The following is a 24,608-nucleotide window of genomic DNA, read 5'->3' as shown; positions in this document are numbered from 1 at the left end:
CAGCGCCCTTCGATGTTAAGAAGGTGGAACGTCTGCTCAGCGCATTGGATAACCTGCAGGATAGTCGGTCGGCGCGTGCGCGTGACACACAGTTCGCGTTGACGTCCGGAAGCACAGTACGCGCATGAAACGACCGTTGCACGACCGCGCGATCAAGTCAGTTGATAGGGACGAACGGGTACGACCTCGTCGGGAATCTCACATCCGCACAATTCCAGAATGGATCGTTCGATATTGCGCGTCATGGCGTCGAGCGCAAGCGCGTTCGGCGCGACGGAGAACGGCTCCGCGACTTCACTGGCGATCGCCTCCAGTGCAATCAGCGTATAGGAAATAAAAACACACAGAAGCGGCGTGAAAAACTCCGTCGAATCGACGAGGCCGAACGGGAGCAAGATGCAATAGGCGTAGACGGTCCGATGAAGCAATACGCTGTAGGAAAACGGAATGGGCGTCGACGCGATGCGCTCGCATCCGCCAATAGCCTTGCCCAATTCGTTGATCTGCGCGTCGAACATCCAGAGTTTCGTCTCCGAAGCCAGTGCACGAGCCTGTAAATCCGCCACGTCCCGACGAACGTCATTGAGAAGCGAAGTGGGCTTGTAGCAGCTCTTCCGCAGCGTGTCGGTCCGCGCGCGCCCGAGCAAGGGAAGAAGATCCGCGGTCGGATCGGTTCGACGCAGCTCGTGCTTCAGCGTATAGATACAGGCGATGAGCGTGCGGGCTATGTGAAGCTTGTCCGCGCCGGACGGGACATAGCACAAAATCTGCGACGTCAGGGACCGGCTCGAGATCAGAAGATTGCCCCAGTGATGGCGCGCCTCGTTGAACCGTTCGTAGCTCGCGTTATTGCGAAACGCAAGAAATATCGCGAGCGCGAGACCGAACAACGTGAACGGCGCCGTGTTGAGCGGAATCTTCTCGCCGAAGATGCGCCCGTGCGTGAACACGGCCAGGCTGCTGACAACGCCCATAAAGAATAGTTGGGGAATAATCGACTGCAACACGGAACCGTTCCAGACGAACAGCAATCGGAACCAGTTCTGATTCGACCTCACAATCATGATTTGCTCTGTTGTTGTACTGATCGCGCGGTTGCCATCAGTGATATCCCGCGTCCCCTTCCCTCACCTTGCCGCGGAATACGCGGTACTGCATGGCGTTGTAGACGAGAATGATGGGCAGCACGATGACCGTCCCGACGAGCGCGAACAACTGGCTCGAGTGACTGGCAGAGGCCTCCCAGATGGTCAGCGAAGGCGGGACGATGTTCGGCCAGATGCTGATGATCAAGCCGCTATAACCGAGGAAGCACAGTGCGAGCGTTAGAAGGAACGGTGTGGCCTCATGCTTCAGCCGCACCGCGCGGAAGATGCCCCACACGCAAAGAAGCACGAGGATCGGGACCGGAAGAAACCAAACGAGATTGCCGCTTCCGAACCAGCGATGTGCCACCGCCGGCAATCCGATCACCGTCCACAGACTGACGACGGCGACCGCCCCAAGCAGCACGATCACGATCGGCCTCATCAGCTCGCGCATCTTTCGTTGCAACTCTCCGTCCGTCTTCAGAATGAGCCAGCCGCACCCGAGCGTTGCATACGTGATGACCACGCCGATGCCGCAAAACAGGCTGAACGGCGAAAGCCAGTCGAATGGCTCGCCGACAAAGCGGCCATGGACAATCCGGATGCCTTGCAGAAGCGATCCCAGCACGATGCCCTGGCAGAAGGCCGCAAGTGCGGAACCGCCGATGAAGGCGAGGTCCCACGCATGCTGCGTCCGGGACGCCTTCGATCGCAGTTCGAAAGCCGCGCCGCGGAATATGAGCCCAACGACCATCAGGATCAAAGGCATGTAGTTCGCCGGCAGAAGCGTCGAATAGACCACCGGGAACGCTCCGTAGAGCGCGGCGCCGCCGAGCACGAGGAAGGTCTCGTTACCGTCCCAGACCGGGGCGATGGTATTGAGCATGACCTGCCGCTCACCTTTCCCTTCGAAAAACGGGAACAGCAGGCCGATGCCGAGATCGAATCCGTCCAGCATCACGTAGATGAACACACCGAGCCCGATGATCGCGGCCCACACAACGGGAAGGTCGATTTGCATGGCGTCATTCTCCTTCCAGTGCGTCGAGCGGGCGGTTCCGCAAGACAGGGTATCTGCGGGACAGGCGGCGCTCGACATGCTCCTCCGGCCCGCGTTTCATCAGCTTCAACATGTAGTACACCCCCGTTCCGAACACCAGGAAATACACCAGCACGAAGATCAGCAACGAAACGCCAGCCTGCTGGGCGCTGATCGGTGAAAGGGAATCCGCGGTCCGCAAGACACCGTAGACGGTCCAGGGTTGGCGGCCCACCTCGGTCGTGATCCATCCTGCCAGCAGCGCGACGATTCCCGATGGTCCCATGCAGAGAACAAAAATCTGATACCACCGCGTTTCATAGAGCCGGCCGCCCCGTCTGAGCAGCAGACCAAGAACGGCGGTCAACAGCATCAGCATGCCGAGGCCTGCCATCAGGCGAAAGGTCCAGAAGACAATCGGTGAATACGGACGGTCCTTCGCCGGAAACTCCTTCAGCCCACGAATTTCGCCATCCCAACTGTGCGTCAGGATGAGACTGCCCAGATGCGGTATCTTGATCGCGTAACGCGTCACCTCTGCCTCCATGTCGGGAAGGCCGAACAGATTGAGCGCCGTGCCGCCGTGCTCGGTCTCCCAGAGACCTTCGATGGCAGCGATCTTCGCCGGCTGATACTCACGCGTATTGAGCCCATGCGCGTCCCCGACGAGAATCTGGATCGGCGTCAGCAGGAGCAGCATCCACAACGCCATCGAAAAACTGCGCTTCACCGGCTTGTCTCGCCGGCCCTGCAACAGATGCCACGCGCCGCAAGCCGCGACGATGAAAGCCGCGACGATGAACGCGGCGATCGTCATATGCACGAGGCGATACGGGAACGAAGGATTGAAGATCACCTTCATCCAGTCCACCGGCACGATACGTCCGTTCTCGATGGCGAATCCCTGCGGCGTCTGCATGAAGCTGTTCGACGAAAGAATCCAGAAGGTCGAAATGAGCGTGCCCAGCGCCACCATCAAGGTCGCGAAGAAGTGGGCGCGTGGACTGACACGCTCCCATCCGAACAGCATGACGCCGAGAAACCCGGCCTCGAGAAAGAACGCCGTCAGCACTTCATAGGTCAGGAGCGGCCCGGTGATGTTCCCGGCGACACTGGAAAATCCGCCCCAGTTGGTGCCGAACTCATAGGCCATGACCACGCCCGACACGACGCCCATTCCGAAGCCGATCGCAAAGATCTTCGACCAGAAATGGAACATCTCCTTGTAGGCGGCGTCGCCGGTCAGCAGCCAGCGCCATTCCAGCACGGCGAGGAAACTGGCCATTCCGATGCTGATCGCAGGGAAGACGATATGAAACGAGACCGTGAAGGCGAACTGCAGCCTGGCGAGGTGGAAGGCATCGAATAGTTCCATGGCTGAACAATTTGCTCCTGGTTGTTGCAGCAATTGCGGCAAGAGAGGCGTGAGACGACGAATCGGCCTTGCCGCCTGATGCTCACGGTCGTGAAGAGATCGTGCCTGGCCGAAGCATCCGCCGGATGCTTCGCGCAGGACAGCTTTCGATCTGATGCGTCGAGTGTCGCGATCAGTCTTGTGCGGAACGTACGACGTGAACGGGAACGGACTTGTACGAAGGCGTTCCGCTTTCCTTGTCGATATAGTCGAAAGGCACCAGCACGTTCGCTTCCGGGTAGTAGGCGGCCACTGAACCCGGCGCGATGTCATAGACGATGGCCGTGATCTTCTTCAGGCACAGTTGTCTGCCGGATGCGATCGTTTCGATGTCGACCAGGTCGCCATGCTCGAGCCCGCGCGCGGCAAGATCCGCTTCGTTCATGAACAACACGTCGCGCCGGCCGAATACGCCGCGATACCGATCGTCGAGGGCATAGATTGTCGTGTTGTACTGGTCGTGGCTGCGGATCGTGATGAGACGCAAGACACCGGTCGCGCCGAGCACGTCCGCATCTTCCTTCACGCCACCGTACACCGAGAACATCGCCCTGCCTGAAGGCGTGGGCCATACGCGTTCGGTCGGAGGCAGCGGCATGCGGAATCCTCCGGGCGTTCTGATTCGCTCGTTGAAGGCTTCGAAGCCCGGCACCGTTTGCTCGATCAGATCGCGAACCTTGTCGTAATCGGCTATCAGGTCCTTCCACGCCACCTTGCTGCCCGGCAGCGTGGCGCTCGCGATGCCAGCAATGATCGCGGGCTCGGAGAGCAGATGTTCCGATGCCGGCGTCAGCTTTCCCGACGACGCATGGACCATCGACATCGAATCCTCGACGGTAATGGATTGCCGCCCGGTCGCCTGCATATCGAGTTCGGTGCGACCAAGAACGGGCAGCAGATACGATTCCTTTGCCACCAGCAGGTGTGATCGATTCAGCTTCGTGCCAAGGTGAACGCTCAGATCGAGCTTGCCCATCGCGGGGAACGCCAGCTCGGAGTCAGGCAGCGCAACTGCGAAATTGCCGCCGAGGCAAACGAGGGCTTTGGCCGACCCGGCGACCATCGCCTGCATCGCCTGGACGGCATCGTGTCCGTGAGCCTTGGGCGGCTGGAACCCGAATACGTCCTCGATCTTTTGAAGGAAACTCTCGGACGGCTTTTCGGTGATGCCCACCGTCCGGTTGCCTTGCACGTTCGAATGCCCGCGCAACGGACAGATCCCCGCGCCAGGCTTGCCAATGTTGCCGCGCATGAGCAGCAGATCGGCGATCAGCCGGACGTTGGCCGTCCCCTTGTTATGCTGGGTGACGCCCATGCCGTACGTGACGATCGTCGCGTTCGATTTGGCATAGGCAATGGCCACCGCTTCGAGATGTTCACGGTCGAGCCCGCTCGCCTTTTCGATGTCCTCCCATGACGTGGCTTCGAGATCGGCCGCGCACGCCTCGAAGCCCTGAGTGTGAGCGGCAATGAACTCGTGATCCAGCACGGTCCCGCCCTGCTCCGCATCCATCTGGAGCAGCGCCTTCATGATGCCTTTGAGGGCGGCGGCATCTCCGCCGGCGTCCAGCTGGAAATAGGTCGACGCGATGCGTGTCGAGCCTAACATCGCCATTTCGACGACGCTCTGCGGATCGGCGAAGCGCTCGAGCGCTCGCTCGCGCAGAGGATTGAATACGATGATGGGAACGTTGCGCCGTGAGCATTCGTGAAGGGTTCCCATCATGCGTGGGTGATTCGTGCCGGGATTGTGACCGATGGAAAGGATGAGTTCGGTCTTGTCGAAGTCGTCCAGCGATACCGTGCCCTTGCCGATACCGATCGACTGAGGCAACCCGACGCTGGTCGGCTCGTGGCACATGTTCGAGCAATCGGGGAAGTTGTTGGTGCCGAACTCCCGGGCGAACAACTGGAAGAGATAGGCCGCCTCGTTCGATGCCCTTCCCGATGTATAGAACTCCGCGTCGTTGGGCGAAGGCAAACCGCGAAGCACCTCACCGATGCGCGCAAATGCATCTTCCCATTCGACGGCCCGGAACTTGTCTGTGGCGGCGTCGTAGACGAGGGGATGCGTCAGTCGGCCGAGATCCTCAAGCTCGAAGTCCGAGCGCTGCAACAGCGACGACACGGTGTTGCTTTCAAAGAACTCCGGCGTCACCCGCTTGGTCGTTGCTTCCCACGTGACTGCTTTGGCGCCGTTCTCGCAGAACTGAAAAGTAGACTTGTGCTCTTTGTCTGGCCAGGCGCAACCCGGGCAATCGAAGCCGTCGGGCTGATTGGTCCGTAACAGCGTGATCGGCGCCTCTACGCTTTCCATCTGGGTCCGGATCGCCTGAGCTGTCGCGCGGAGCGCTCCCCAGCCTCCTGCAGGTCCGTCATAGGGTCGGATACCCGGCACTTCACGTCGTGTGGTCATATTGGACTCCATGAACTTCCCAGATGCCTGGGAGGCTGTTCAACAGCGGGTTGCGGGCTCTTCTCGGCATGCTGCTGAGATAGGTTCAGTCTAGTCGCGCCCATGCGCCGCGACCGGTACAGAACGCGCGATGGCGAGCAAGCACAGAATGATGAGGGCGTCTGCGTGAGTGACCAACCCGTCCCTCCTTGGTCGTCATGCGAGTGATTCCTCGTTGCTCGAGGAAATTTTAAGGACGTACCAAGCGCAAGTTAATATCGGTTTTGCCGATGATAAGAATTGGAAGGCGAACCTCGATCGGGTATCAGCGATGCATAGCTGCCGAGACGAGGAGATGCAAAGGAAGCACGAGCAGCGCGGTGGCAATGACTCCCACGAGCCATAGCGCAACGAACCAGAGCAACTGCTTCCCGTATGGCCGACGATCCTCATGGCCCGCGCAAAGTTTCGTTCTGCTTCCTGGCATGCGCACTTCCGCCGACGTGAGCCGTCCTCTTGCGCGCGGCACGCCGCCGGGCTCGACATCAGGTTCGCGTTGATGGATGACCATAGTCTTGCTCCAAAGAAGGACAAAGCCCAGACGATGGGCGCCGAGTTCGCGGAAAGCCTTCTAATCGAACCAGCGCTCTTTGGCGCTTCGCGTGCTTACATGCCGCGCTAAAAAATCGCTCTTCGGTCGAGGCGTGGCCTATGCTGGGTGAAACGCTCTTTTCATCCTATCGGGAGATGTTCCATGCAACAGCAACAAGCAGAGTTCGACTTCTACATCAACCTCACGAAACCCACGCTCGGGTTGTATGTCCGCAAGGGTGCAGGCCTGCCGGATTTCGCGGCGGCCGAAGCGAAACAGTGGCAGTTTTCCGGGCATATCTGGCAAAGCGAGCTGTCGCCCGCGATACTCAAGGAACTCGATTCGAACGGCCATGCCTTTCAAGAGCTGGGCAGCTAGATATGGCCGCCCGGCTCCTTTAGAACGCCTACACGCGCACCATCAGGTTTCGCTGCTAGCGGACTCGGTCTTGCCTTCCGCTGACTTTGCCGTGCCCTTCCTGCTCGCCGCCTTGGCCTTCTTCGGCTTCGCCTCGGCCTCGACCTTCTTGAACGCGACCTCGTCCGTCTCCTTGTCGTAGCTTACGTCCACCGTGTCGCCGGATTTGAGCTTGTCGCCGAGGATTTCCTTCGCCAAGCGCGTCTCCAGTTCCTGACGAATCTGGCGCTTCAGTTCGCGTGCCCCGAACTCCGGCCGATAACCCACGTCGGCGAGATGATCAATGACCGAGTCCTGCACCTTGAGCGTGATGTCCTGCGCAGCCGCCGTGCGCGTGACGCGATCGATCTGGATCCGCACGATCGAACGGATGTTTTCGCGCGAGAGCCCATGAAACACGATGATTTCATCGATGCGGTTCAGGAACTCCGGACGGAAATGCCCCTTCAGCACGTCCATGAGCTTCGCGCGCATTTCCTTTTCTGAATCGCGATCCTTGTCGCTCTTCTCCAGGTTATCCATGATGATGGACGCGCCGAGATTGCTCGTCGAGATGATGATCGTATTGCTGAAGTCGACCACGCGGCCTTTGCCGTCGGTGAGGCGGCCATCGTCGAAAACCTGCAGCAGCACGTTGTTCACATCGGGATGCGCCTTCTCGATTTCGTCGAGCAGGATCACGCAATACGGACGGCGGCGCACGCGCTCGGTGAGCTGACCGCCTTCGTCATAGCCCACATATCCCGGCGGCGCGCCGATCAGCCGTGCGACCGCATGCCGCTCCATGTATTCCGACATGTCGATGCGGATCACCGCCTGCTCGTCGCCGAACACGGTTTCCGCGAGCGCCTTCGCGAGCTCGGTCTTGCCGACGCCGGTCGGCCCGAGGAACAGGAACGTTGCAATCGGACGGTTCGCCTGGCCCATGCCCGCGCGTGAAAGACGCACCGCATCGCTGACGGCGACGACAGCTTCGTCCTGACCGACCACGCGCTCGCGCAGCTTGTTCTCCATGTCGAGCAGCTTCTGGCGCTCTTCTTGCGTAAGCTCGGTGACGGGAATGCCGGTGAGACGCGATACGACTTCCGCAACCGCGGCAACCGTCACTTCCAGCGTTTCCGATCCCGTCTTGCGCTGCCAGGCCTCGGTAAGCCCATCGAGCTTTGCCTGCTTGTCCTTGATGCGTTCCTCGAAACCCTTCGCTTCGTCGAAGCGCTTGCGCGACGACGCATAGTCCTGCTCGCGCTTCAGCTGCGCGATCTCTGCTTCGAGTTCCTGAATCTCGGGCGGCCGCGAAGTGGCGCCGATGCGCACGCGCGCGGCCGCCTGATCGATGAGATCGATAGCCTTGTCCGGCAGATAGCGCGACGTGACGTAGCGGTCCGACAGCTCGGCCGCGGCCACGAACGCATCGTCGGCGAAGGTGACCTGATGGTGCGCTTCGAGCTTGTCGCGCAGGCCGCGCAGAATGACGATGGTCTGCTCGACAGTCGGCTCCGGCACGAGCACGGGCTGGAAGCGCCGTTCGAGCGCCGCATCTTTCTCGATGTACTTCTGATACTCGTTGAGCGTCGTCGCCCCGATGAGGCTCAGCTCGCCGCGAGCGAGCGCGGGCTTGAGCACGTTGGCGATATCGAGCCCGCCTTCCCCGCCTCCCTGCCCCGCGCCGACGATCGTATGCAGTTCGTCGATGAACACGATCAGCTCGTCCTGCTTGGCTGTGATTTCATCGATGAGCTGCTTGGCGCGCTCCTCGAATTCGCCGCGATACTTCGCGCCCGCGACCATCGAGTTGATGTTGATCTCGATGAGCCGCTTGTTGCGCAGATCTTCGGGCACGTCGTCATTGACGATGCGCTGCGCCAGCCCTTCGACGATCGCGGTCTTGCCCACGCCCGGCTCGCCGATCAACACAGGGTTGTTCTTCTTGCGCCGCGCGAGCACTTCGATCGTGCTCTCGATTTCCTGCGCGCGTCCGAGCACCGGATCGAGCTTGCCTTGCCGCGCCATGGCCGTGAGGTCGCGGCCGAACTTGTCGAGCGTGGGCGTGCCGCTCGGCGTATCGACGCGTCCGTCTTCCGCGCCCTTGCCGACGATCTTCACCACCTTCTGGCGCAAGGCCTCCGCTGTCACGCCGTATTTCTTCAGCAGCGTCCCCGCGATGGAGTCCGGCACGGCCGCGAGACCGATCAGCACATGCTCCGGGCCGACATAGGAATGCCCGAGCTCCCGCGAGGCCTGAAACGCGTACTGGAATGCTTTCTTGAGACGCGGCGAGATCGTCATCTTCTCGACGGACGCATCCGGATCGGCCTTGCCCTTCTGCGCGTGCTCGTCGATGTAGCGCTTGATGTCGTCCGGCGACAGCTTCATTTCCTTGAAGAGCGCCTGCACGACATCGGTGTCGGCCAGGACATAGAGGACCTGTTCGGTATCGAGCTCGGTCTTCTGCAATTCATGTGCCTTTTCTGCGGCGCGTTGCAGAAGCTCCATCGTCTGCTCGCTGAAGGCATCGGTGACATCGACGGATTCGCGCGGCACCGAGGCCACCATATCCTCGTCGTCTTCATCCTCGCCGCCGGGCATGCCGCCCATGAGGCGCGACAGGCCGCCGCCGCCCAGCAGGGAATCGAACGGATTCAGCATGCTTTGATGCCGCATCAGCTGACGATAGTCGTATTCGCAAATCGACATCGACTTGCGCTGGCCGTTCTGCACGACGGTCACTTGCGCGACCGCCGGACGGGCATGACAAATTTCGCAAAGGGCAGCCATGATCAGTCTTCTCCATGTTCGCGCGGCCAGATTCCGACCATGACGACGATCACGCGCATGGCGATGCGATCGTCATTTCAGGTCGAACCGCCGCCTGGTAAAGAGTTCGTTTTCCCCATGGTCTCTCTTATCGGCGAAATGCAGCTCGTAGTCGCCTCCGCGCGTGGTGGACACGAATGCAAGATCGTCGGGCCGTGGGGTTCATTCACATCCGTCCCCCCGAATGGCCAATTGCGCGCACACGCTTCCGGCTGATTCTATGGCGTCCACCGAGAACCTGCGTTCCAACGAGACACATGACGAGCTGGCAGTCAGATCCTACGACAGCGTTAGGGGACAGCAATAGACTTTGGTTCTCCGATGCTTAGTATCGGATGGGCCGTGGGATGGATTGGCGTGCCCCTGGCTTGACCTGAGAATGCCGACGGGCTATGCGAGCGTAAAGTGCATTCGCCCCGCAAAAGCCGGGCGCTATAGCCGCTCGATCAAGCGCCGGTCCGCCTGCTCGCAATATTCGTGACACGCCGCACGTGCCGCGTTCGCCGCGCCATGCACGAAAAGCGGCGCATCCGCGCGTCGGGACATCGACACCACGATGGACGGCGGCGAGGGCTGCAGCGGCAGTTCCACCACTTCTCCGCGCGCGATCAGATCATCGACGAACAAACGCGGAATCGCCGCCACGCCGAAGCCATCGCGCACGAGTTGCACGATCACCGAAATCGACGGCGACCCGGTGATGCGCGTATCCGCGAGCGGCACGCCGTTGGCGAGCGCGAGCTTGCCGACGATGTCCTCCAGCGCGCGATGCGGCGCCGTTCCGCGCCCGAATGTCAGAATCGGATGACGCAGAACGCGTTTCGCGAGTCCGCTGCGCGCAAGCGGCAGCAGGCCCGCGCGCGCTATCCAGTGCACCGGATAGTTCGCGAGCGCATCGCACACGACGGATTCCTCATCACTGCCTTCCACGCGAATGATGAGATCGAGTTCGCCTGTCATCAGACGCCGCTGCAACACGACGCTCACGTCCACCGCAAGCTCTACTTCGAGCTGTGGAAAGTCGTTCGAGAGCCGCCGCATGTAATCGGCAAGCCAGCTATGCACGACTGTTTCGATCACGCCGAGCCGCAGCTTGCCGCGCATCGCGCCTTCATGTGACGCGGCGGCCTGCAACTGACGCGTCGCCTCGACCACGGCCTTTGCATAGCCAAGCAGATATTCGCCGTTCGGAGTGAGCCGGAATTCGCGACTCTCGCGATCGACGAGCACGGTCTGCAACTCGTCCTCCAGCGCCTTCAGGCGTTGCGAGATTGCGGCAGGCGTGGCGTGCAGCGCGGTCGCGGTAGTCCGGAAGCTGCGCAGCTTGGCGAGCGTGACGAAGGTTTCGAGAAAGCGCGTATTCATAGCCCAAGGCTTTTGTGAAACAAGCGGGACAAACCGTTCCGAAAATCTCGACATGACTCGGGAAAACCCGCGATTTCGTTAAGAAATTCTATTCACCCAGCGCAAATAAAACTAGTTGGCGTCAAATTTTCTTCTTTTCTATGCTTGGCCTGACGGTAGGCAAAACGCATCGCCCGCCGCAGACGAACCAACGCAACCCGCCAGAGCACGCTGACACCATGACCCCATTCGAATTCCGCCAGGCCGTACGCCACGGAGACTTCCGTGGCCCGACGGCCGGGCACTGCGGCGAGTACGCGCAAGCCAACCTCGCGATCCTGCCCGCCGCGCACGCGCACGATTTCCTGCGCTTTTGTCATGCGAACCCGAAGCCGTGCCCGCTGCTCGGCGTGGGTGAGCCCGGCGACTTTCGCGTGCAGATGCTCGGGCGCGACATCGACATCCGCACCGACGTCCCCGCTTACAACGTCTACCGCGACGGCAAGCCGAGCGAGCAGGTCGAATCGATCGAAGCGCTCTGGCAGGACGATTTCGTGGTGTTTGCGATCGGCTGCTCATTCTCGTTCGAGCACATGCTCGCGCAGGAAGGCATCGGACTGCGCCACGTCGAAGAAGGCCGCAACGTGCCGATGTACCGCACCAACATTCCAAACCGGCGCGCGGGCGTGTTCGGCGGCGAACTCGTCGTGTCGATGCGGCCGCTGCGCGGCGCCGACGCGATCCGCGCCGTGCAGATCACGAGCCGCTTTCCGGGCGTGCATGGCGCGCCCGTGCATATCGGTGATCCGGCGGAACTGGGCATCGCCGATCTCGCGCGTCCCGAGTTCGGCGACGCGGTGACGATCCGCCCGGGCGAACTGCCTGTCTATTGGGCTTGTGGCGTGACGCCGCAAACCGCGCTGATGGCCGCAAAGCTGCCGCTTGCGATCGCGCACGCGCCGGGCCACATGCTGATGACGGATATCACCAACGCGTCACTGGCCATTTTCTGACCGTCCCGGCGGCGCGCACCGCGCTGCCGCACGACGAGCGATTCACAGCACATCGAAGCCATCCGGCCACGCGGCCCGGAGGGAATGACGCATCCCTACGCTCGTGCGCGGCTTCGATCGATACGCATGCGTCTATTCACGGGAGCAACAGATGGACAGCAAGACACTCACGGCGAGCGCCGACGATGCCGCCGACATGAAGGCGCCGACGGGAAGTCCGCAGCTTTCCTGGTACGCCGAAGCCGGTCCGCGCGCACAGCGCGCGTTCTGGAGCTGCAAGGTGGGCTACATGCTCGACGGCATGGACACACAGATGCTTTCCTTCGTCATCCCGACGATCGTCGCCACCTGGGGCATCACGCTCGCGGACGCCGGCTTCATCGGCACCATGACGCTGCTGTCCTCTGCCCTCGGCGGCTGGGTTGCAGGAATACTGTCCGACCGCATCGGCCGCGTGCGCACGTTGCAGCTCACCGTGCTGTGGTTTGCGGTATTCACGGGCCTGTGCGGTCTTGCACAGAACTATGGCCAGTTGCTCGCGGCTCGCGCGCTGATGGGCTTTGGTTTCGGCGGCGAGTGGACGGCGGGCGCGGTGCTGATCGGCGAAGTGATCCGCGCGCGCGATCGCGGCAAGGCGGTCGGCCTCGTCCAGTCGGGCTGGGCGCTCGGCTGGGGCCTGGCCGCCCTGCTCTACGCGGTGCTGTTCTCCGTGATGGCGCCTGAGGTCGCGTGGCGCGCATTGTTCCTGATCGGGCTCGTACCCGCCGTGCTCGTGCTCTTCATCCGTCGATACGTCAAGGAGCCGGAAGTATTCGAGCAGGCCAAGGTTCAGCAGCAGGACGCGCAAGACACGCCGCGCTTCACCGAGATCTTCGCGCCCCGACTGCTTTCGACGACACTGCGCGCCGCCCTCCTCACGACGGGCGCACAGGGCGGCTACTACGCGATCACGACCTGGCTGCCGACTTTCCTCAAGACCGAGCGTCACCTCACGGTGATGGGCACGGGCGGCTATCTGGCGATGATCATCGCGGGCTCGTATGCGGGCTATCTGTGCAGCGCATGGCTTACCGACCGCATCGGCCGCAAACCGAACTTCATTCTGTTCGCGCTCGGCTCGATGGCGATAGCCTTCGCGTACACCTCGCTGCCGCTCACGAATGCATCGATGCTGTGGCTCGGTTTTCCGCTCGGCTTTTTCGCGTCGGGCATCTTCTCCGGCATGGGCGCATTCCTCACCGAACTCTTTCCGACTCGTGTACGCGGCTCGGGCCAGGGCTTTTGCTACAACGTCGGCCGCGCGATCGGGGCGCTGTTCCCGGTGCTGATCGGCGCGTTGTCGAGCCACTTCGGACTGGGTACGAGCATCGGCATATTCTCGGTGGCGGCGTATGGCGTGCTGATCATCGCCGCGCTCACGCTGCCCGAGACGCGCGGCCGTGAACTCGAATCCGCCTGAATCGCACCTTTCGCATCCCATCACCTCTTCGCCTCGAGATCACGACACGATGAAGCACGATCACGCCTCCGATGTTTGCACGCCCTCCCGCTGGCAGTTCTGGATCGACCGCGGCGGCACGTTCACCGATATCGTCGCGCGCCGCCCGGACGGCACGCTCACCACGCACAAGCTGCTGTCCGAAAACCCGGAGCAATATCGCGATGCAGCCGTCGCCGGGATTCGCTACCTGCTCGGCTTGCAAGCCGGCGAAGCCATCACGCCGCGCGATGTCGAAATGGTCAAGATGGGCACGACGGTCGCGACCAATGCATTGCTCGAACGCAAAGGCGAGCCTGTCGCGCTCGTCACCACGCGCGGCTTTCGCGATGTGTTGCGGATCGCATATCAGAACCGTCCGCGCCTGTTCGATCTCGACATTGCGTTGCCGGAAGCGCTCTATGAGACCGTGGTGGAAATCGACGAACGCATGAGCGCACACGGCGAAGTGGTCGCGGCGCTCGATCACGCAGCAGCGGAACGCGCACTGCGCAAGGTCTATGAAAACGGCATCCGTGCACTCGCGATCGTGCTGATCCACGGGTATCGCCACACGGTTCATGAACGCGAGCTTGCGGATCTGGCGCGCCGCATCGGCTTCACGCAGGTCTCGGTGTCTCACGAAGTCTCGCCGCTGATGAAGATGGTCTCGCGCGGCGATACGACCGTGGTGGATGCGTACCTGTCGCCCATCCTGCGCCGCTATGTGGATCAGGTCGCGAGCGAAATGCCGGGCGTGAACCTGCAGTTCATGCAGAGCAGCGGCGGTCTGACGCGCGCCGACGTTTTTCAGGGCAAGGACGCGATTCTGTCCGGTCCGGCCGGCGGTATCGTCGGCATGGTGCGCGCGGCGCAGGCAGCGGGCTTCGAACGCGTGATCGGCTTCGACATGGGCGGCACGTCGACGGATGTCTCGCACTTCAACGGCGAGTTCGAGCGCGTATTCGAAACGCAGGTGGCAGGCGTGCGCATGCGCGCGCCGATGATGAGCATCCATACCGTGGCGGCAGGCGGCGGATCGGTGCTCGGCTTCGACGGCGCGCGGCTGCGTGTCGGCCCCGATTCGGCAGGCGCGAATCCGGGTCCGGCGGCATACCGGCGCGGCGGCCCGCTCGCGGTCACCGACTGCAACGTGATGCTCGGCAAGATTCAGCCCGACTATTTCCCGCGCGTCTTCGGTCCGCACGCGAACGAGCCGCTCGACCGCGAGATCGTCGCCGAGCGCTTTCAGGCACTCGCCGATGACATCTTCGCGGCTACCGGTCAGCGCCGCACGTCCGAGGAACTCGCGGAAGGCTACCTGGAGATTGCCATCGGCAGCATGGCGAACGCGATCAAGAAGATTTCCGTGCAGCGCGGCCACGACGTCTCGCAGTATGTGCTGACGACTTTCGGCGGCGCGGGTGGCCAGCATGCGTGCGGCGTGGCCGACGCGCTCGGCATGACGCGAGTGTTCGCGCATCCGCTTGCGGGCGTGCTGTCCGCCTACGGCATGGGCCTCGCGGACCAGACGGCGATGCGCGAGCGAGCGCTGGAGATGACGCTCGACACGTCTTCACTCGCAACGCTGAACGACGCGCTCGATGCGCTCGCGGACGATGCGACCCGTGCACTGCTGGAACAGGGCGTCGACACCGCGCGTATCACGACCGAGCGACGCATCCATCTGCGCTATCAGGGCACGGATTCCGCGCTTGCGGTGCCGGCGGGCAGCGTCGATGCGATGCGCGCCGCGTTCGAAGCCGCGTATCGTCAACGCTATGCGTTTTTGATGGCGGATACGCCGCTCATCGCGGAGCTCGCTTCCGTGGAAGCGATCGGACATTCCAGCGCGCCAGTCCAGGCCGGCAGCCTGCCGCGGCGCGCGGCAGGCGACCCGCTGCACGCGCAGACGGTCGTGCGCATGTATTCGGGCGGTAGCTGGCACGACGCATCGCTGTACCAGCGCGAAACGCTGTGCGCGGGCGACACGCTCGACGGCCCGGCGATCATCGCCGAAAAGAACGGCACGACCGTGGTCGAACCGGGATGGCAGGCGGTGCTGACCGTTCAGGGCAACGTGGTGATGACGCGCGTGCAGCCACTGCCGACACGCCGCTCGATCGGCACCGAGGCCGACCCTGTGCGCCTCGAGATCTTCAACAACCTGTTCATGTCGATCGCCGAGCAGATGGGCTTGCGTCTGCAAAACACGGCGTATTCGGTGAACATCAAGGAGCGTCTCGACTTCTCGTGCGCGATCTTCGATGCCGCGGGCAATCTGATTGCGAACGCGCCGCACATGCCGGTGCATCTGGGCTCGATGGGCGAAAGCATCAAAACCGTCATCGAGCGCAATCGCGGCGCGATGCGCGACGGCGATGTGTTCATGCTCAACGACCCGTATCACGGCGGCACGCATTTGCCCGACGTGACCGTGATTACGCCCGTATTCGCCGACGGCTCGTCCGAGCCGCTCTTCTACGTCGGCTCGCGCGGCCATCATGCGGATATCGGCGGCATTACGCCCGGCTCGATGCCGGCGGCCTCGTCGCATATCGAGGAAGAAGGCGTGTTGATCGATAACTGGCAGCTCGTCTCGGCGGGCGTGCTGCGCGATGCCGAAACGCGCGCGCTGCTTGCGTCGGGCCGCTATCCGGCGCGCAACATCGCGCAGAACATGGCCGACCTGCGCGCGCAGATCGCCGCGAACCAGAAGGGCGTGGACGAGCTGCGCCGCATGGTCGCGCAATTCGGCCACGACGTGGTGCTCGCTTTCATGCAGCACGTGCAGGACAACGCCGAAGAGGCGGTGCGCCGCGTGATCGGCGCGCTCAAGGACGGCCGCTACCGCTACGAACTCGATAACGGCGCGGTGATCGACGTCGCCATTCGCGTCGATGCCGCGACGCGCAGCGCGACGGTCGATTTCAGCGGCACGTCCGCGCAATTGCCGAACAACTTCAACGCGCCGAAGGCGGTCTGCATGGCGGCCGTGCTCTATGTGTTCCGCACGCTCGTCGGCGACGACATACCGCTCAACGCGGGTTGCCTGAAGCCGCTCTCGGTGATCGTCCCGGACCGCTCGATGCTCAATCCGGTCTATCCCGCGGCGGTGGTCTCGGGCAACGTCGAGACATCCTCCGCAATCACCAATGCGCTGTACGGCGCGCTCGGCATCGTGGCGTCGAGTCAGGGCACGATGAACAACTTCACGTTCGGCGACGCCCGCTACCAGTACTACGAGACGATCGCGGGGGGCAGCGGCGCGGGCGAGGGCTTCAGCGGCGTCGATGCGGTACAGACGCACATGACCAACTCGCGCCTGACCGACCCCGAAGTGCTCGAATGGCGCTACCCCGTGCGGCTCGAGTCGCACCTGATCCGCGCGGAGTCGGGCGGAGCGGGACGCTGGCGCGGCGGCAACGGCGCGATCCGGCGCATCCGCTTTCTCGCGCCGATGACCGCATCGATTCTCTCGAACAACCGCATTCATGCGCCTTTCGGCGCGGCAGGCGGACGTGCGGGACGACGCGGCAGCAATCGCGTCGAGCGCGCGGATGGCGAGATCGTCGCATTGGGCCATATCGCCAGCGTCGAGATGGCCGCGGGCGACGTGTTCGTGGTGGAAACGCCGGGTGGTGGCGGTTTCGGCGCAGTGTGATTCCGGTGCCGCGAGCCGTGCGGCGCGCACGGCTCGCGGCCTGGCCTGATCTTGTCGCATTGCAACGGTGGCGGGGCCCGCCGCGGATACGTCCGCAACGACGTATGGCTGCGCCGACCGCTACTTGGAATCGCGTAGCAGCCCAAGCCGGACGAGGCTCTCAGCCGTGGCAACGATGGCCTCTTCGCGCGGACGCGGCGTCCAGCCCAGCAGACGCATTGCCTTTTCGCTCGTGGAGTTCATGTTCACGCCGAGCAGCGGCACGATGCCCTTCACCGCCGGATTCCGCATGGCCGCGATGCGCACCAGCCAGTTCGGCAACACGCGCTTCGTCACTTTGCTCGCGGCCGCGCCCATGCGGCGCCTGAGCACCTCGGCGACGTCGATCATCCACATGCTTTCGCCGGCGGTCGCCAGAAAGCGCTCGCCGGACGCGGCCGGATTGGTCATCGCCCGCAGATGCAGGTCGGCCACGTCGCGCACATCGACAAAACCGCAATTGATCCTGGGGCAGCCCGCCTGACCGTCCATCAGATTCGCGATGATCCGGATCGAGTGCGAATAGTCGGCGCCGAGCACAGGGCCCAGCACGCCGACGGGATTGATCGCCGCGAGTTCGAGTCCGTTCCCCTCGCGCGCGATAAAGTCCCACGCCGCGCGTTCGGACAGCGTCTTCGATTTCTGATACAGCCACACGTTGCCGGTCACGTCGCTCCAGTCGGACTCGTCGAACGGTCTGTTCATCGACTTATGCCCGGCACAGATCGCACCGAACGCGGAGGTCAGCACCACGCGCCGGACGCCGGCGTCCCGCGCGGCGCGCAGCACCCGCATATTGCCGTCCACCGCGGGCTTCACCCAATCTTCTTCGCGGACCTGATTGCCCGACGGTGTCGGCGACGCACCGTGCAATACGTACGCGCAGCCGTCAGCCGCTTCGGCCCAGCCACGGTCGCCGCCCAGATCGGCCTCGACGAAGGACAGGCGATCGCCCGGTTCCGCGCCGCCCTCCTTGAGATTCGCGCGCACTTCCGCTTCGCGGGCCAGCGACCGGACCGTGGTCCGTACCCGATAGCCGCTCGCGAGCAGCGCCAGAATGCAGTGCTGCGCGATAAATCCAGTCCCGCCGGTGACGAGCACCTGTTTGTCCGTTTTGTCATTCATGTCGATTTCATTTCCTGATTCACCCGCAGTACCTCCACTCCCTGAATGCCGGATCGTCGTCCGGGCGGTGTCATGAGAAGCCTTATCTCTCTGAAGTTGAATGAAGAGGTCCAAAGCGTAAGGGCGGGCAGCCGAACTGTGAATGCTCTAAAATGCGATTTATTTTCGTAAAAGTACGGATATGAGCAGCGATCCTTTCTCCGACATCCTCAGGTTCGCGAACGCCGAATCGCTCGTCACGGGCGGCTTCACGGCGGGAGGCGCATGGGCGATCCGCTTTCCGGCACCGACGACGATCAAATTTTTCGCTGTCGTGAAAGGCCATTGCTGGGTGCGAATCGACGGCGAGGCAGAACCCATTCGTTTCGACGCGGGCGATGTGGGCCTGCTGGCCGTGCCACGGTCTTTCGTGCTGGCGAGCGATCCGGATATCGTCCCCATCGACGCAATGAGCGTGTTTTCCGGCGCAGGCGCAGGCAGGACGAAAGCGCAACTCGGAAACGGCTGCGACTTCGCTCATATCGGCGGGCACGTCCTGCTCGATCCCGCGAGCGGGCGGCTACTCGCCGATGTTCTTCCGCCATGGATTCACATACCCGCTGCATCGCCGCAAGCAACGACTTTCCGATGGCTCCTCGATCGACTGGTCGAGGAGCAGGCGGTCGAACAGCCCGGCACGCAACTCGCGTCCGCCCACCTCGCTCAGCTTCTGTTCATCCAGATTCTGCGTGCCCACCTGAAGACATCCGGCCCCCTGCCAGCCGGATGGCTACGGGCGCTCGGCGATCCGCGCATCGCACCCGCCTTGCGATTGATGCACGACGAGCCCGGTCGCGCGTGGCACCTCGATGAACTCGCGCAGGCTTGCGCGATGTCCCGGACGACGTTCGCTGTCCATTTCAAAACCATTGCGGGCGTGACGCCGCTGGCTTATCTCACCCAATGGCGCATGCATCTTGCCGAACGCGCGTTGCGGGAGGAAAACACGCCTGTCGGCAGCGTGGCGCAAACGTTGGGCTATGCGTCCGAAAGCGCGTTCAGCAATGCGTTCAAGCGTGTCAACGGCCAATCTCCGAACACATACCGGAGGACCGCGCGCGCCACGGCCCGTGAACATGATCCCGCGCCGCTAAAGTTCGTCGGCGTGAAGCCGTAAACGAAATGGAGTCGCTTCAGGATGTCGGGCAGCGCCCCTGTTCGGCCCCGTCGAATCGAGCCGGACCCGGTGCCATGAACGACGGCTCCGGTCGTCGTTCGACGGTGCAGCCGCCCGAACATCGCCGGCCAGCACCACGGCAGCGCAACCAAGCATCAAGCGCGCGACAAGAGGGTTGGAGAGAACAGCCACGTCACCTGTCCCATCCTGCAAAGCCCTTTGTGTTGCTTTTTACTTGCGACGGCAAAAGAACGGTCAAATGGGCCTCGGTCCCTCACCGCCCAATCGGATAAGCGTCCTGCTCCTCCAGACATGCGCGATGGCGAAGCGCGTATTTCGGTGCGTCCGCTTTTCTTCTCGCGCTCCGGCCGCGGTGCTCGTTTTCTTCGCACTGACGTTGTGCGGCTTGCCGGTCATCGCGCAGGAAAACGTGCTGCGCGTGCTCGCGTGGCCGGGCTATGCCGACAGCGACGTCGTGAAGACTTTCGAAGCCCGCTTCAACGCACGCGTCGAAGTGACCCTCGTGGACTCCGACGAAGCGTTGTGGGACAAGATGCACGCCGGCGACAAGCCACGGTTCGACGTACTCGCGGCCAACACCGCGGAAATACACCGCTATGCGCAGGAGAACCTGCTCACGCCGCTCGATCCGGACAAGCTGCCCAACACGCAACGGCAATTGCCGCGCTTTCGCGCGCTCGCGTCGATCAACGGACTCACCGCGAACGGCAAGGTCTACGCGATCCCGTTCACGTATTCGTCTATGGGACTGATCTACGATCGCAAGCAGATTCCCATTGCGCCCCGCTCCATGAAGGAGCTATGGAATCCGCGCTATCAAGGGAAGGTGCTCGACTTCAACAGCGCGCAGCATAACTTCTCATTCGCGGCGCTGGCACTCGGCTATCCGCATCCGTTCCAGCTCACCGACGCGCAGATGCGCAAACTCGCGCGAAAACTGGTCGAACTGCGCCGTAACCTGCTCACCTATTACACCGTGCCCGAGGAAGCCACGGCGTACTTCATTCAGCACAAAGCCGCCCTCATGTTCGGCAATTACGGCACTCAGCAACTCGCCTTGCTGCGCAAGGCCGGTGCGGATGTGGGTTATGTCATTCCCGAAGAGGGTGCGCTCGCCTGGCTCGATTGCTGGGCCATGACGCGAGCGGTCACCAACCGGCCGCTCGCGCTCGCCTGGATCAACTACATGCTCGAACCCGACGTGAGCGCACTGCTCACGCAGCGACAGGGACTTGCGAACACGTTGATCCCGCCACCCGAATACAGTGGGGATACCGCTCATCTCATCTGGATTCAGCCGGTGGAAAACATCGGGGAGCGCGAGTCGCTCTGGAGCCGGATCGTGTCCGGCGACCGGCCGGAGCGCTTTCCATGATGCGGCCCGGACTGACGGTGAAGTTGTCGTTGCTGCTTGCCTTGATTGGCGTGCTGGCGTCGGGCTCGACGGGCTACTACGCGTATCACGCCAACCGCGCCATGCTGGCCGGCGAGGCGGGGCGCAATCTTCTCACCGCGACGGAGCTGCTCGGCCGGCGCTTCTCGGTTGCCATCGACGACATGGCTGCCGACGTGCTCGTGCTCGCCACCATGCCGTCGTCGGCGCTCGTTGCACAATCGGCCGACGACCTGAAAACGAAGGCGGACCGGGCGCGGCTCGCCCAGGTCTTCTCGAGCTTCATGCTCCATCATCCCGGATACCTGCAGGCACGGCTCATTGCGCGCGATCGATTCGGGCTGGAAAGGATCCGCTTCGATCGCGACGGACACGGCATCGTGGAGGTCCAGGGCGGAAACCTGCAGGAAAAAGGCCAGTTCGCGTACGTGTTCGACACGCTGGCATTGGCGCCCGGCCGTGTGTACATCGGACCGATCACCATCAATCGCGAACGCGGCGCGCACTACGCCGAAGGCAAGCCCATCCTGCGCCTCGCCGCGCCCATCGCCACGCCCGCGGGCAGCGTCGTAGGCGTGGTGGTGCTCGACGTCGATCTCGCGGTCCTGCTCAAACTGCTGCGGACCGACTTGCCGCCCGACTATGAGGTGTATCTCGCCAACGAATGGGGCGACTTCCTCGTTCATCCCGATTCCTCGCAGGCGTTCGGCTTCGACAAAGGGCGCCGCGTGTTCATGCAGGACAGCTTCGCCGCGACGAAGCCGCTCTTCGATCGCACGAAAAACGGCGTGCTGATCAACGGGCTCACCAACCCGGAGCAGGCGCTCGACGAGGTGCTCGCATTCGTGAGACGGCCGTTTGGAGCGTCCGCGGGCAATCGCTTCATCGTGCTCGGACTCGGTAAGCCGCTCTCGGACGTGCTGGCCGGCGCGAACCTGCTCGGCGATGAGATCGTGCGAATGGTGCTGTTTTCGAGCGTGGCGGCGCTCCTGCTCGCCATCCTGTTTGCACGCGCGCTGACGAGGCCGCTGCAGATCCTCACCCATGCGGCCACGCATTTTCTCGCCGAGAACGCGACGGAAGCATTGCCGCTCAAACGCACCGATGAGATCGGCATGCTGGCGCGCTGTTTCGACCGCATGCGGCGCGAAATCAAATCTCAGGTGGACGCGCTTCACGACAAGCAGCATCAGCTCGCGCATCTGGCCAATCACGACGTGCTCACGAGCCTTCCCAACCGCATGTTGTTCATGCAAAGGCTCGACGCGGCAGTGCACGACGCGACCGCAAACGGCGAGCGGCTCGCCGTGCTGTTCGTCGATCTGGACCGCTTCAAGCAGATCAACGACCAGTTCGGTCATTCATTCGGCGACACCGTGCTCGTGGCGGTGGCGCACCGCCTGCAACAAGTGCTTTCCAGGGGACATACCGTGGCGAGACTGGGCGGCGACGAATTCGTCGTGCTGGTGGAGGACGCGTATGCCTCCGGCTCCGCGACGGATCTCGCGGCAAGGATCGTGCGCGCGCTCGATGACGATCTTCCCGTCGACGGGAGACGGGTAACCGTAGGCGCGAGTGTCGGCATCAGCGAGTTTCCGCAGGATGGCACCTCCGCGCGCGACCTGCTGCTCAATGCGGATGCCGCGATGTATGCCGCAAAGTCGAAGGGGCGCGGCTTCTGGCAACGCTATTGCGACTTGACCGGAGAACAGCTCGCCAGGACCGCGAACGAGACGACTGCCGACGAAAGCCAGGTCTAGGCAGTAGACGCGGCCGTGCCGCGCCCTCCCAGGGCCGCGGCACGGACAACGCGCGCTCAACTCACTGCGCGGTACACGTAAAGCTCGACGCCGCGTTCACGTCGCCCGAGCCGTTATAGCGCGGGAACGCGGGATAGTCGCACAGCGGACGCGTGCGTCCCGGCACGCCTGTCGTATCCGCGACGGTCTGCGGAGGCGGCGCCACGCCCTTCTCGACCCAGTTCTCCAGCGTCGTCAGCGAGTCCCACGATGCGTTGAAGATGCTGCTGGTGGAGTGGCCATAACCGGGAATCTCGTAGTAACGCACGAAATTCCCGACGGTCGACGCGCCCATTGTCTGGCGCAGACGCATGTAGTACTGCTCGGTGGACTGCGTGCTCACGAGTGCATCGGCGGTGCCGTGCGCCATCAGAATCTTGCCGCCCTTCGCATTGAACGCGGACAGATCCGTCTTGTTCACGTCCTGTTCGGCCGTCAGCGCGCTGATGCGGGCCTGGTACGGGCCGGGGTTCTGCGGATCGACCGCGAGCGAGTTGACGTTCGGATCACGCGCGACGAAGTAGCGTATCCACTGGTCCCAGAAGACGCTGAAGTAAGGCGCGGTGGACGGCATCGGACTGGCGGGCTGCAGCAGATTCAGCGAAAGCGCGATCACCGTCGGTTGGACCAGCGACGGGTTCACGATGCCCAGATCCGCGCCCCATACGTTGAAGCCCGGATACTGCGTCTCGCCGCTGCCGAGCGCATAGTTGAACGTGATCGGCGTGGCATAGACCTTGAGTGCCGCGATCTGCGCATCGGAGAGACACGTATCGCCCGTATCCGCGCCGTTCGCGCAGCGCAACGGGGTGCCGTTGACTACGGCGGTCGACGGATCGAAGCTCGCATTGCACGCCGCGACGTTGCTGATGAGGCCATCGGCGACACCGTCGAGCGCATCGCATGCGGCGAGCGAGGCATCGAGCAGCACCTTGCGCTTCGCCTGATTGGGATACGCCCCCGGCTGCGCGAGCGCGCGCGTGATGCGGCCGAACTGCAGATCCAGACTCGCCGCATTCCAGGCCGGGTACAGCACGATGGAGCCGTCCCAGTCCTCGGGCCAGCGCTGCACGACCGCCAGCGCCTCGCGTCCGCCGGACGAGCCGCCCGCGAAGTACGCGCGCGTCGGCTTGTTCACCGCATAACGTTTGTCGATCAGATACACCGCGGTGTCGCGCGTCTTCTTGAGCGCATCGCCGGAAAAATTCGCGACGGCTTCGTCGTTCGTGCCGAAGGAGCCGTCCCGGCTGCCGAGTGCGCCGGCCTGGTGACCGGAATCGCTCCCGAAGACCGCGTAGCCGCGCGCGAGCGGCACGGGCTGCGTGGTCGGGCCGGCCGGCACATTGCCCGTGACGACAGGGACGGTACCGTCGTAGCCGCCGCCGCCAAGCATCATGATCTTGTTGTTCCACTGCGTCGGCATTGCGATCTGGAAGTTGATCTTCGGCGCGCTTTGATCGACCGGCGCGATCGAACCGCTCACGAGGCAGTATTCGGGCCTCGCGCTGACACCAGTGCCCGAGGCCGGAACCGTCGCGGCGGCCGTGACGGTCGCGCCCGTCGTCGGCAAGCCGATCGCATTCGCGGGCACGCTCATTCCCGCGAGTTGCGCGCAACTGAGCGGCGCGGGTGCGGGCGGGCTGCTGTTGTCATCGTCTCCTCCCCCGTGACAAGCGGCGAGTGCGAGTGCTGCGAACGGCGCTGCGGCGACTGCCGCCCTGTTGACGAACCTGACGTACCGAGGGCCGCGGAATGCTTCGGGCATTTCTCTTCTCCTGGCAATGTGGAACGTTGTCTGACCGGCTTGCACGCCGCACG

16 protein-coding genes are annotated in these 24,608 nt (G+C 63.0%); 7 read left to right on the top strand and 9 right to left on the bottom strand.

The window, feature by feature from the left end:
• Nucleotides 1-152: 152 nt before the first annotated feature.
• From AC1Z32_RS36855 to AC1Z32_RS36835, 5 genes are all read right to left on the bottom strand, one after another.
• On the bottom strand, nucleotides 153-1,064 hold the full coding sequence (locus tag AC1Z32_RS36855) for a bestrophin family protein (RefSeq protein ID WP_483483793.1): 912 nt from the start codon (nucleotides 1,062-1,064) through the stop codon (nucleotides 153-155).
• 37 nt (nucleotides 1,065-1,101) lie between these two features.
• Entirely contained in the window at nucleotides 1,102-2,109 is a 1,008-nt protein-coding gene (gene cydB / locus AC1Z32_RS36850) for a cytochrome d ubiquinol oxidase subunit II (RefSeq protein ID WP_483484142.1), read from the bottom strand.
• Nucleotides 2,110-2,113: 4 nt separating this feature from the next.
• Nucleotides 2,114-3,502, bottom strand: a complete 1,389-nt coding sequence (locus AC1Z32_RS36845; protein WP_483483792.1) for a cytochrome ubiquinol oxidase subunit I — start codon at nucleotides 3,500-3,502, stop codon at nucleotides 2,114-2,116.
• A 172-nt stretch (nucleotides 3,503-3,674) separates the two neighbouring features.
• The gene (locus tag AC1Z32_RS36840) at nucleotides 3,675-5,957 is read right to left on the bottom strand and encodes an FdhF/YdeP family oxidoreductase (protein ID WP_483483791.1); all 2,283 of its coding nucleotides are present in this window, start codon (nucleotides 5,955-5,957) and stop codon (nucleotides 3,675-3,677) included.
• A gap of 304 nt (nucleotides 5,958-6,261) precedes the next feature.
• Nucleotides 6,262-6,507 carry a hypothetical protein gene (locus AC1Z32_RS36835; RefSeq protein WP_483483790.1) on the bottom strand — a complete coding sequence of 82 codons (246 nt, stop codon included), beginning with the start codon at nucleotides 6,505-6,507 and terminating at the stop codon, nucleotides 6,262-6,264.
• 183 nt (nucleotides 6,508-6,690) lie between these two features.
• Between AC1Z32_RS36835 and AC1Z32_RS36830 the strand changes: the two genes are divergently transcribed.
• Nucleotides 6,691-6,906, top strand: coding sequence for a hypothetical protein (locus AC1Z32_RS36830; RefSeq protein ID WP_483483789.1), 216 nt, complete (start codon nucleotides 6,691-6,693; stop codon nucleotides 6,904-6,906).
• Between the two features lie 42 nt (nucleotides 6,907-6,948).
• Here the strand turns inward: AC1Z32_RS36830 and AC1Z32_RS36825 are convergent, their stop codons facing one another.
• Complete coding sequence (locus tag AC1Z32_RS36825; protein WP_483483788.1) at nucleotides 6,949-9,720, bottom strand: ATP-dependent Clp protease ATP-binding subunit; 2,772 nt, start codon at nucleotides 9,718-9,720, stop codon at nucleotides 6,949-6,951.
• 471 nt (nucleotides 9,721-10,191) lie between these two features.
• Entirely contained in the window at nucleotides 10,192-11,124 is a 933-nt protein-coding gene (locus AC1Z32_RS36820) for a LysR family transcriptional regulator (RefSeq protein WP_483483787.1), read from the bottom strand.
• A gap of 218 nt (nucleotides 11,125-11,342) precedes the next feature.
• Between AC1Z32_RS36820 and AC1Z32_RS36815 the strand changes: the two genes are divergently transcribed.
• The 3 genes from AC1Z32_RS36815 to AC1Z32_RS36805 all read left to right on the top strand — a co-directional run bounded on the left by AC1Z32_RS36815 (nucleotide 11,343) and on the right by AC1Z32_RS36805 (nucleotide 17,257).
• The gene (locus tag AC1Z32_RS36815) at nucleotides 11,343-12,116 is read left to right on the top strand and encodes a putative hydro-lyase (RefSeq protein WP_483483786.1); all 774 of its coding nucleotides are present in this window, start codon (nucleotides 11,343-11,345) and stop codon (nucleotides 12,114-12,116) included.
• Nucleotides 12,117-12,267: 151 nt separating this feature from the next.
• Nucleotides 12,268-13,575 (top strand): MFS transporter, encoded by a 1,308-nt coding sequence (locus AC1Z32_RS36810; protein WP_483483785.1) that lies wholly within the window; start codon nucleotides 12,268-12,270, stop codon nucleotides 13,573-13,575.
• 49 nt (nucleotides 13,576-13,624) lie between these two features.
• Nucleotides 13,625-17,257 carry a hydantoinase B/oxoprolinase family protein gene (locus AC1Z32_RS36805; RefSeq protein WP_483483784.1) on the top strand — a complete coding sequence of 1,211 codons (3,633 nt, stop codon included), beginning with the start codon at nucleotides 13,625-13,627 and terminating at the stop codon, nucleotides 17,255-17,257.
• A 120-nt stretch (nucleotides 17,258-17,377) separates the two neighbouring features.
• Here the strand turns inward: AC1Z32_RS36805 and AC1Z32_RS36800 are convergent, their stop codons facing one another.
• Nucleotides 17,378-18,421, bottom strand: coding sequence for an SDR family oxidoreductase (locus AC1Z32_RS36800; protein WP_483484141.1), 1,044 nt, complete (start codon nucleotides 18,419-18,421; stop codon nucleotides 17,378-17,380).
• A 181-nt stretch (nucleotides 18,422-18,602) separates the two neighbouring features.
• Here AC1Z32_RS36800 and AC1Z32_RS36795 point away from each other — a divergent pair, with 181 nt between their 5' ends.
• From AC1Z32_RS36795 to AC1Z32_RS36785, 3 genes are all read left to right on the top strand, one after another.
• The gene (locus tag AC1Z32_RS36795) at nucleotides 18,603-19,577 is read left to right on the top strand and encodes an AraC family transcriptional regulator (RefSeq protein ID WP_483483783.1); all 975 of its coding nucleotides are present in this window, start codon (nucleotides 18,603-18,605) and stop codon (nucleotides 19,575-19,577) included.
• A gap of 319 nt (nucleotides 19,578-19,896) precedes the next feature.
• Complete coding sequence (locus AC1Z32_RS36790) at nucleotides 19,897-20,973, top strand: ABC transporter substrate-binding protein (RefSeq protein WP_483483782.1); 1,077 nt, start codon at nucleotides 19,897-19,899, stop codon at nucleotides 20,971-20,973.
• A complete protein-coding gene (locus AC1Z32_RS36785; protein WP_483483781.1) occupies nucleotides 20,970-22,751 on the top strand; it encodes a diguanylate cyclase domain-containing protein in 1,782 nt (593 codons plus the stop codon). Before AC1Z32_RS36790 ends, AC1Z32_RS36785 begins: the two co-directional genes overlap by 4 nt.
• Nucleotides 22,752-22,812: 61 nt before the next feature.
• Here AC1Z32_RS36785 and AC1Z32_RS36780 read toward each other — a convergent pair whose 3' ends face one another.
• Nucleotides 22,813-24,555, bottom strand: a complete 1,743-nt coding sequence (locus tag AC1Z32_RS36780) for a tannase/feruloyl esterase family alpha/beta hydrolase (protein WP_483483780.1) — start codon at nucleotides 24,553-24,555, stop codon at nucleotides 22,813-22,815.
• Between the last annotated feature and the right edge of the window lie 53 nt (nucleotides 24,556-24,608).

The organism is Caballeronia sp. 11_S32, assembly GCF_056930355.1.
The sequence above is the reverse complement of the archived record's forward strand: the minus strand, read 5'-3'. Positions and strand labels throughout refer to the sequence as shown.

Bases quoted from the DNA above. Each gene is read 5' to 3' on its own strand.
- AC1Z32_RS36820 (WP_483483787.1), bottom strand. From the start codon at position 11,124: ATGAATACGCGCTTTCTCGAAACCTTCGTCACGCTCGCCAAGCTGCGC.
- AC1Z32_RS36790 (WP_483483782.1), top strand. From the start codon at position 19,897: ATGGCGAAGCGCGTATTTCGGTGCGTCCGCTTTTCTTCTCGCGCTCCG.
- AC1Z32_RS36815 (WP_483483786.1), top strand. From the start codon at position 11,343: ATGACCCCATTCGAATTCCGCCAGGCCGTACGCCACGGAGACTTCCGT.
- cydB (WP_483484142.1), bottom strand. From the start codon at position 2,109: ATGCAAATCGACCTTCCCGTTGTGTGGGCCGCGATCATCGGGCTCGGT.
- AC1Z32_RS36855 (WP_483483793.1), bottom strand. From the start codon at position 1,064: ATGATTGTGAGGTCGAATCAGAACTGGTTCCGATTGCTGTTCGTCTGG.
- AC1Z32_RS36785 (WP_483483781.1), top strand. From the start codon at position 20,970: ATGATGCGGCCCGGACTGACGGTGAAGTTGTCGTTGCTGCTTGCCTTG.
- AC1Z32_RS36840 (WP_483483791.1), bottom strand. From the start codon at position 5,957: ATGACCACACGACGTGAAGTGCCGGGTATCCGACCCTATGACGGACCT.
- AC1Z32_RS36845 (WP_483483792.1), bottom strand. From the start codon at position 3,502: ATGGAACTATTCGATGCCTTCCACCTCGCCAGGCTGCAGTTCGCCTTC.
- AC1Z32_RS36780 (WP_483483780.1), bottom strand. From the start codon at position 24,555: ATGCCCGAAGCATTCCGCGGCCCTCGGTACGTCAGGTTCGTCAACAGG.
- AC1Z32_RS36825 (WP_483483788.1), bottom strand. From the start codon at position 9,720: ATGGCTGCCCTTTGCGAAATTTGTCATGCCCGTCCGGCGGTCGCGCAA.
- AC1Z32_RS36800 (WP_483484141.1), bottom strand. From the start codon at position 18,421: ATGAATGACAAAACGGACAAACAGGTGCTCGTCACCGGCGGGACTGGA.
- AC1Z32_RS36795 (WP_483483783.1), top strand. From the start codon at position 18,603: ATGAGCAGCGATCCTTTCTCCGACATCCTCAGGTTCGCGAACGCCGAA.
- AC1Z32_RS36830 (WP_483483789.1), top strand. From the start codon at position 6,691: ATGCAACAGCAACAAGCAGAGTTCGACTTCTACATCAACCTCACGAAA.
- AC1Z32_RS36835 (WP_483483790.1), bottom strand. From the start codon at position 6,507: ATGGTCATCCATCAACGCGAACCTGATGTCGAGCCCGGCGGCGTGCCG.
- AC1Z32_RS36810 (WP_483483785.1), top strand. From the start codon at position 12,268: ATGGACAGCAAGACACTCACGGCGAGCGCCGACGATGCCGCCGACATG.
- AC1Z32_RS36805 (WP_483483784.1), top strand. From the start codon at position 13,625: ATGAAGCACGATCACGCCTCCGATGTTTGCACGCCCTCCCGCTGGCAG.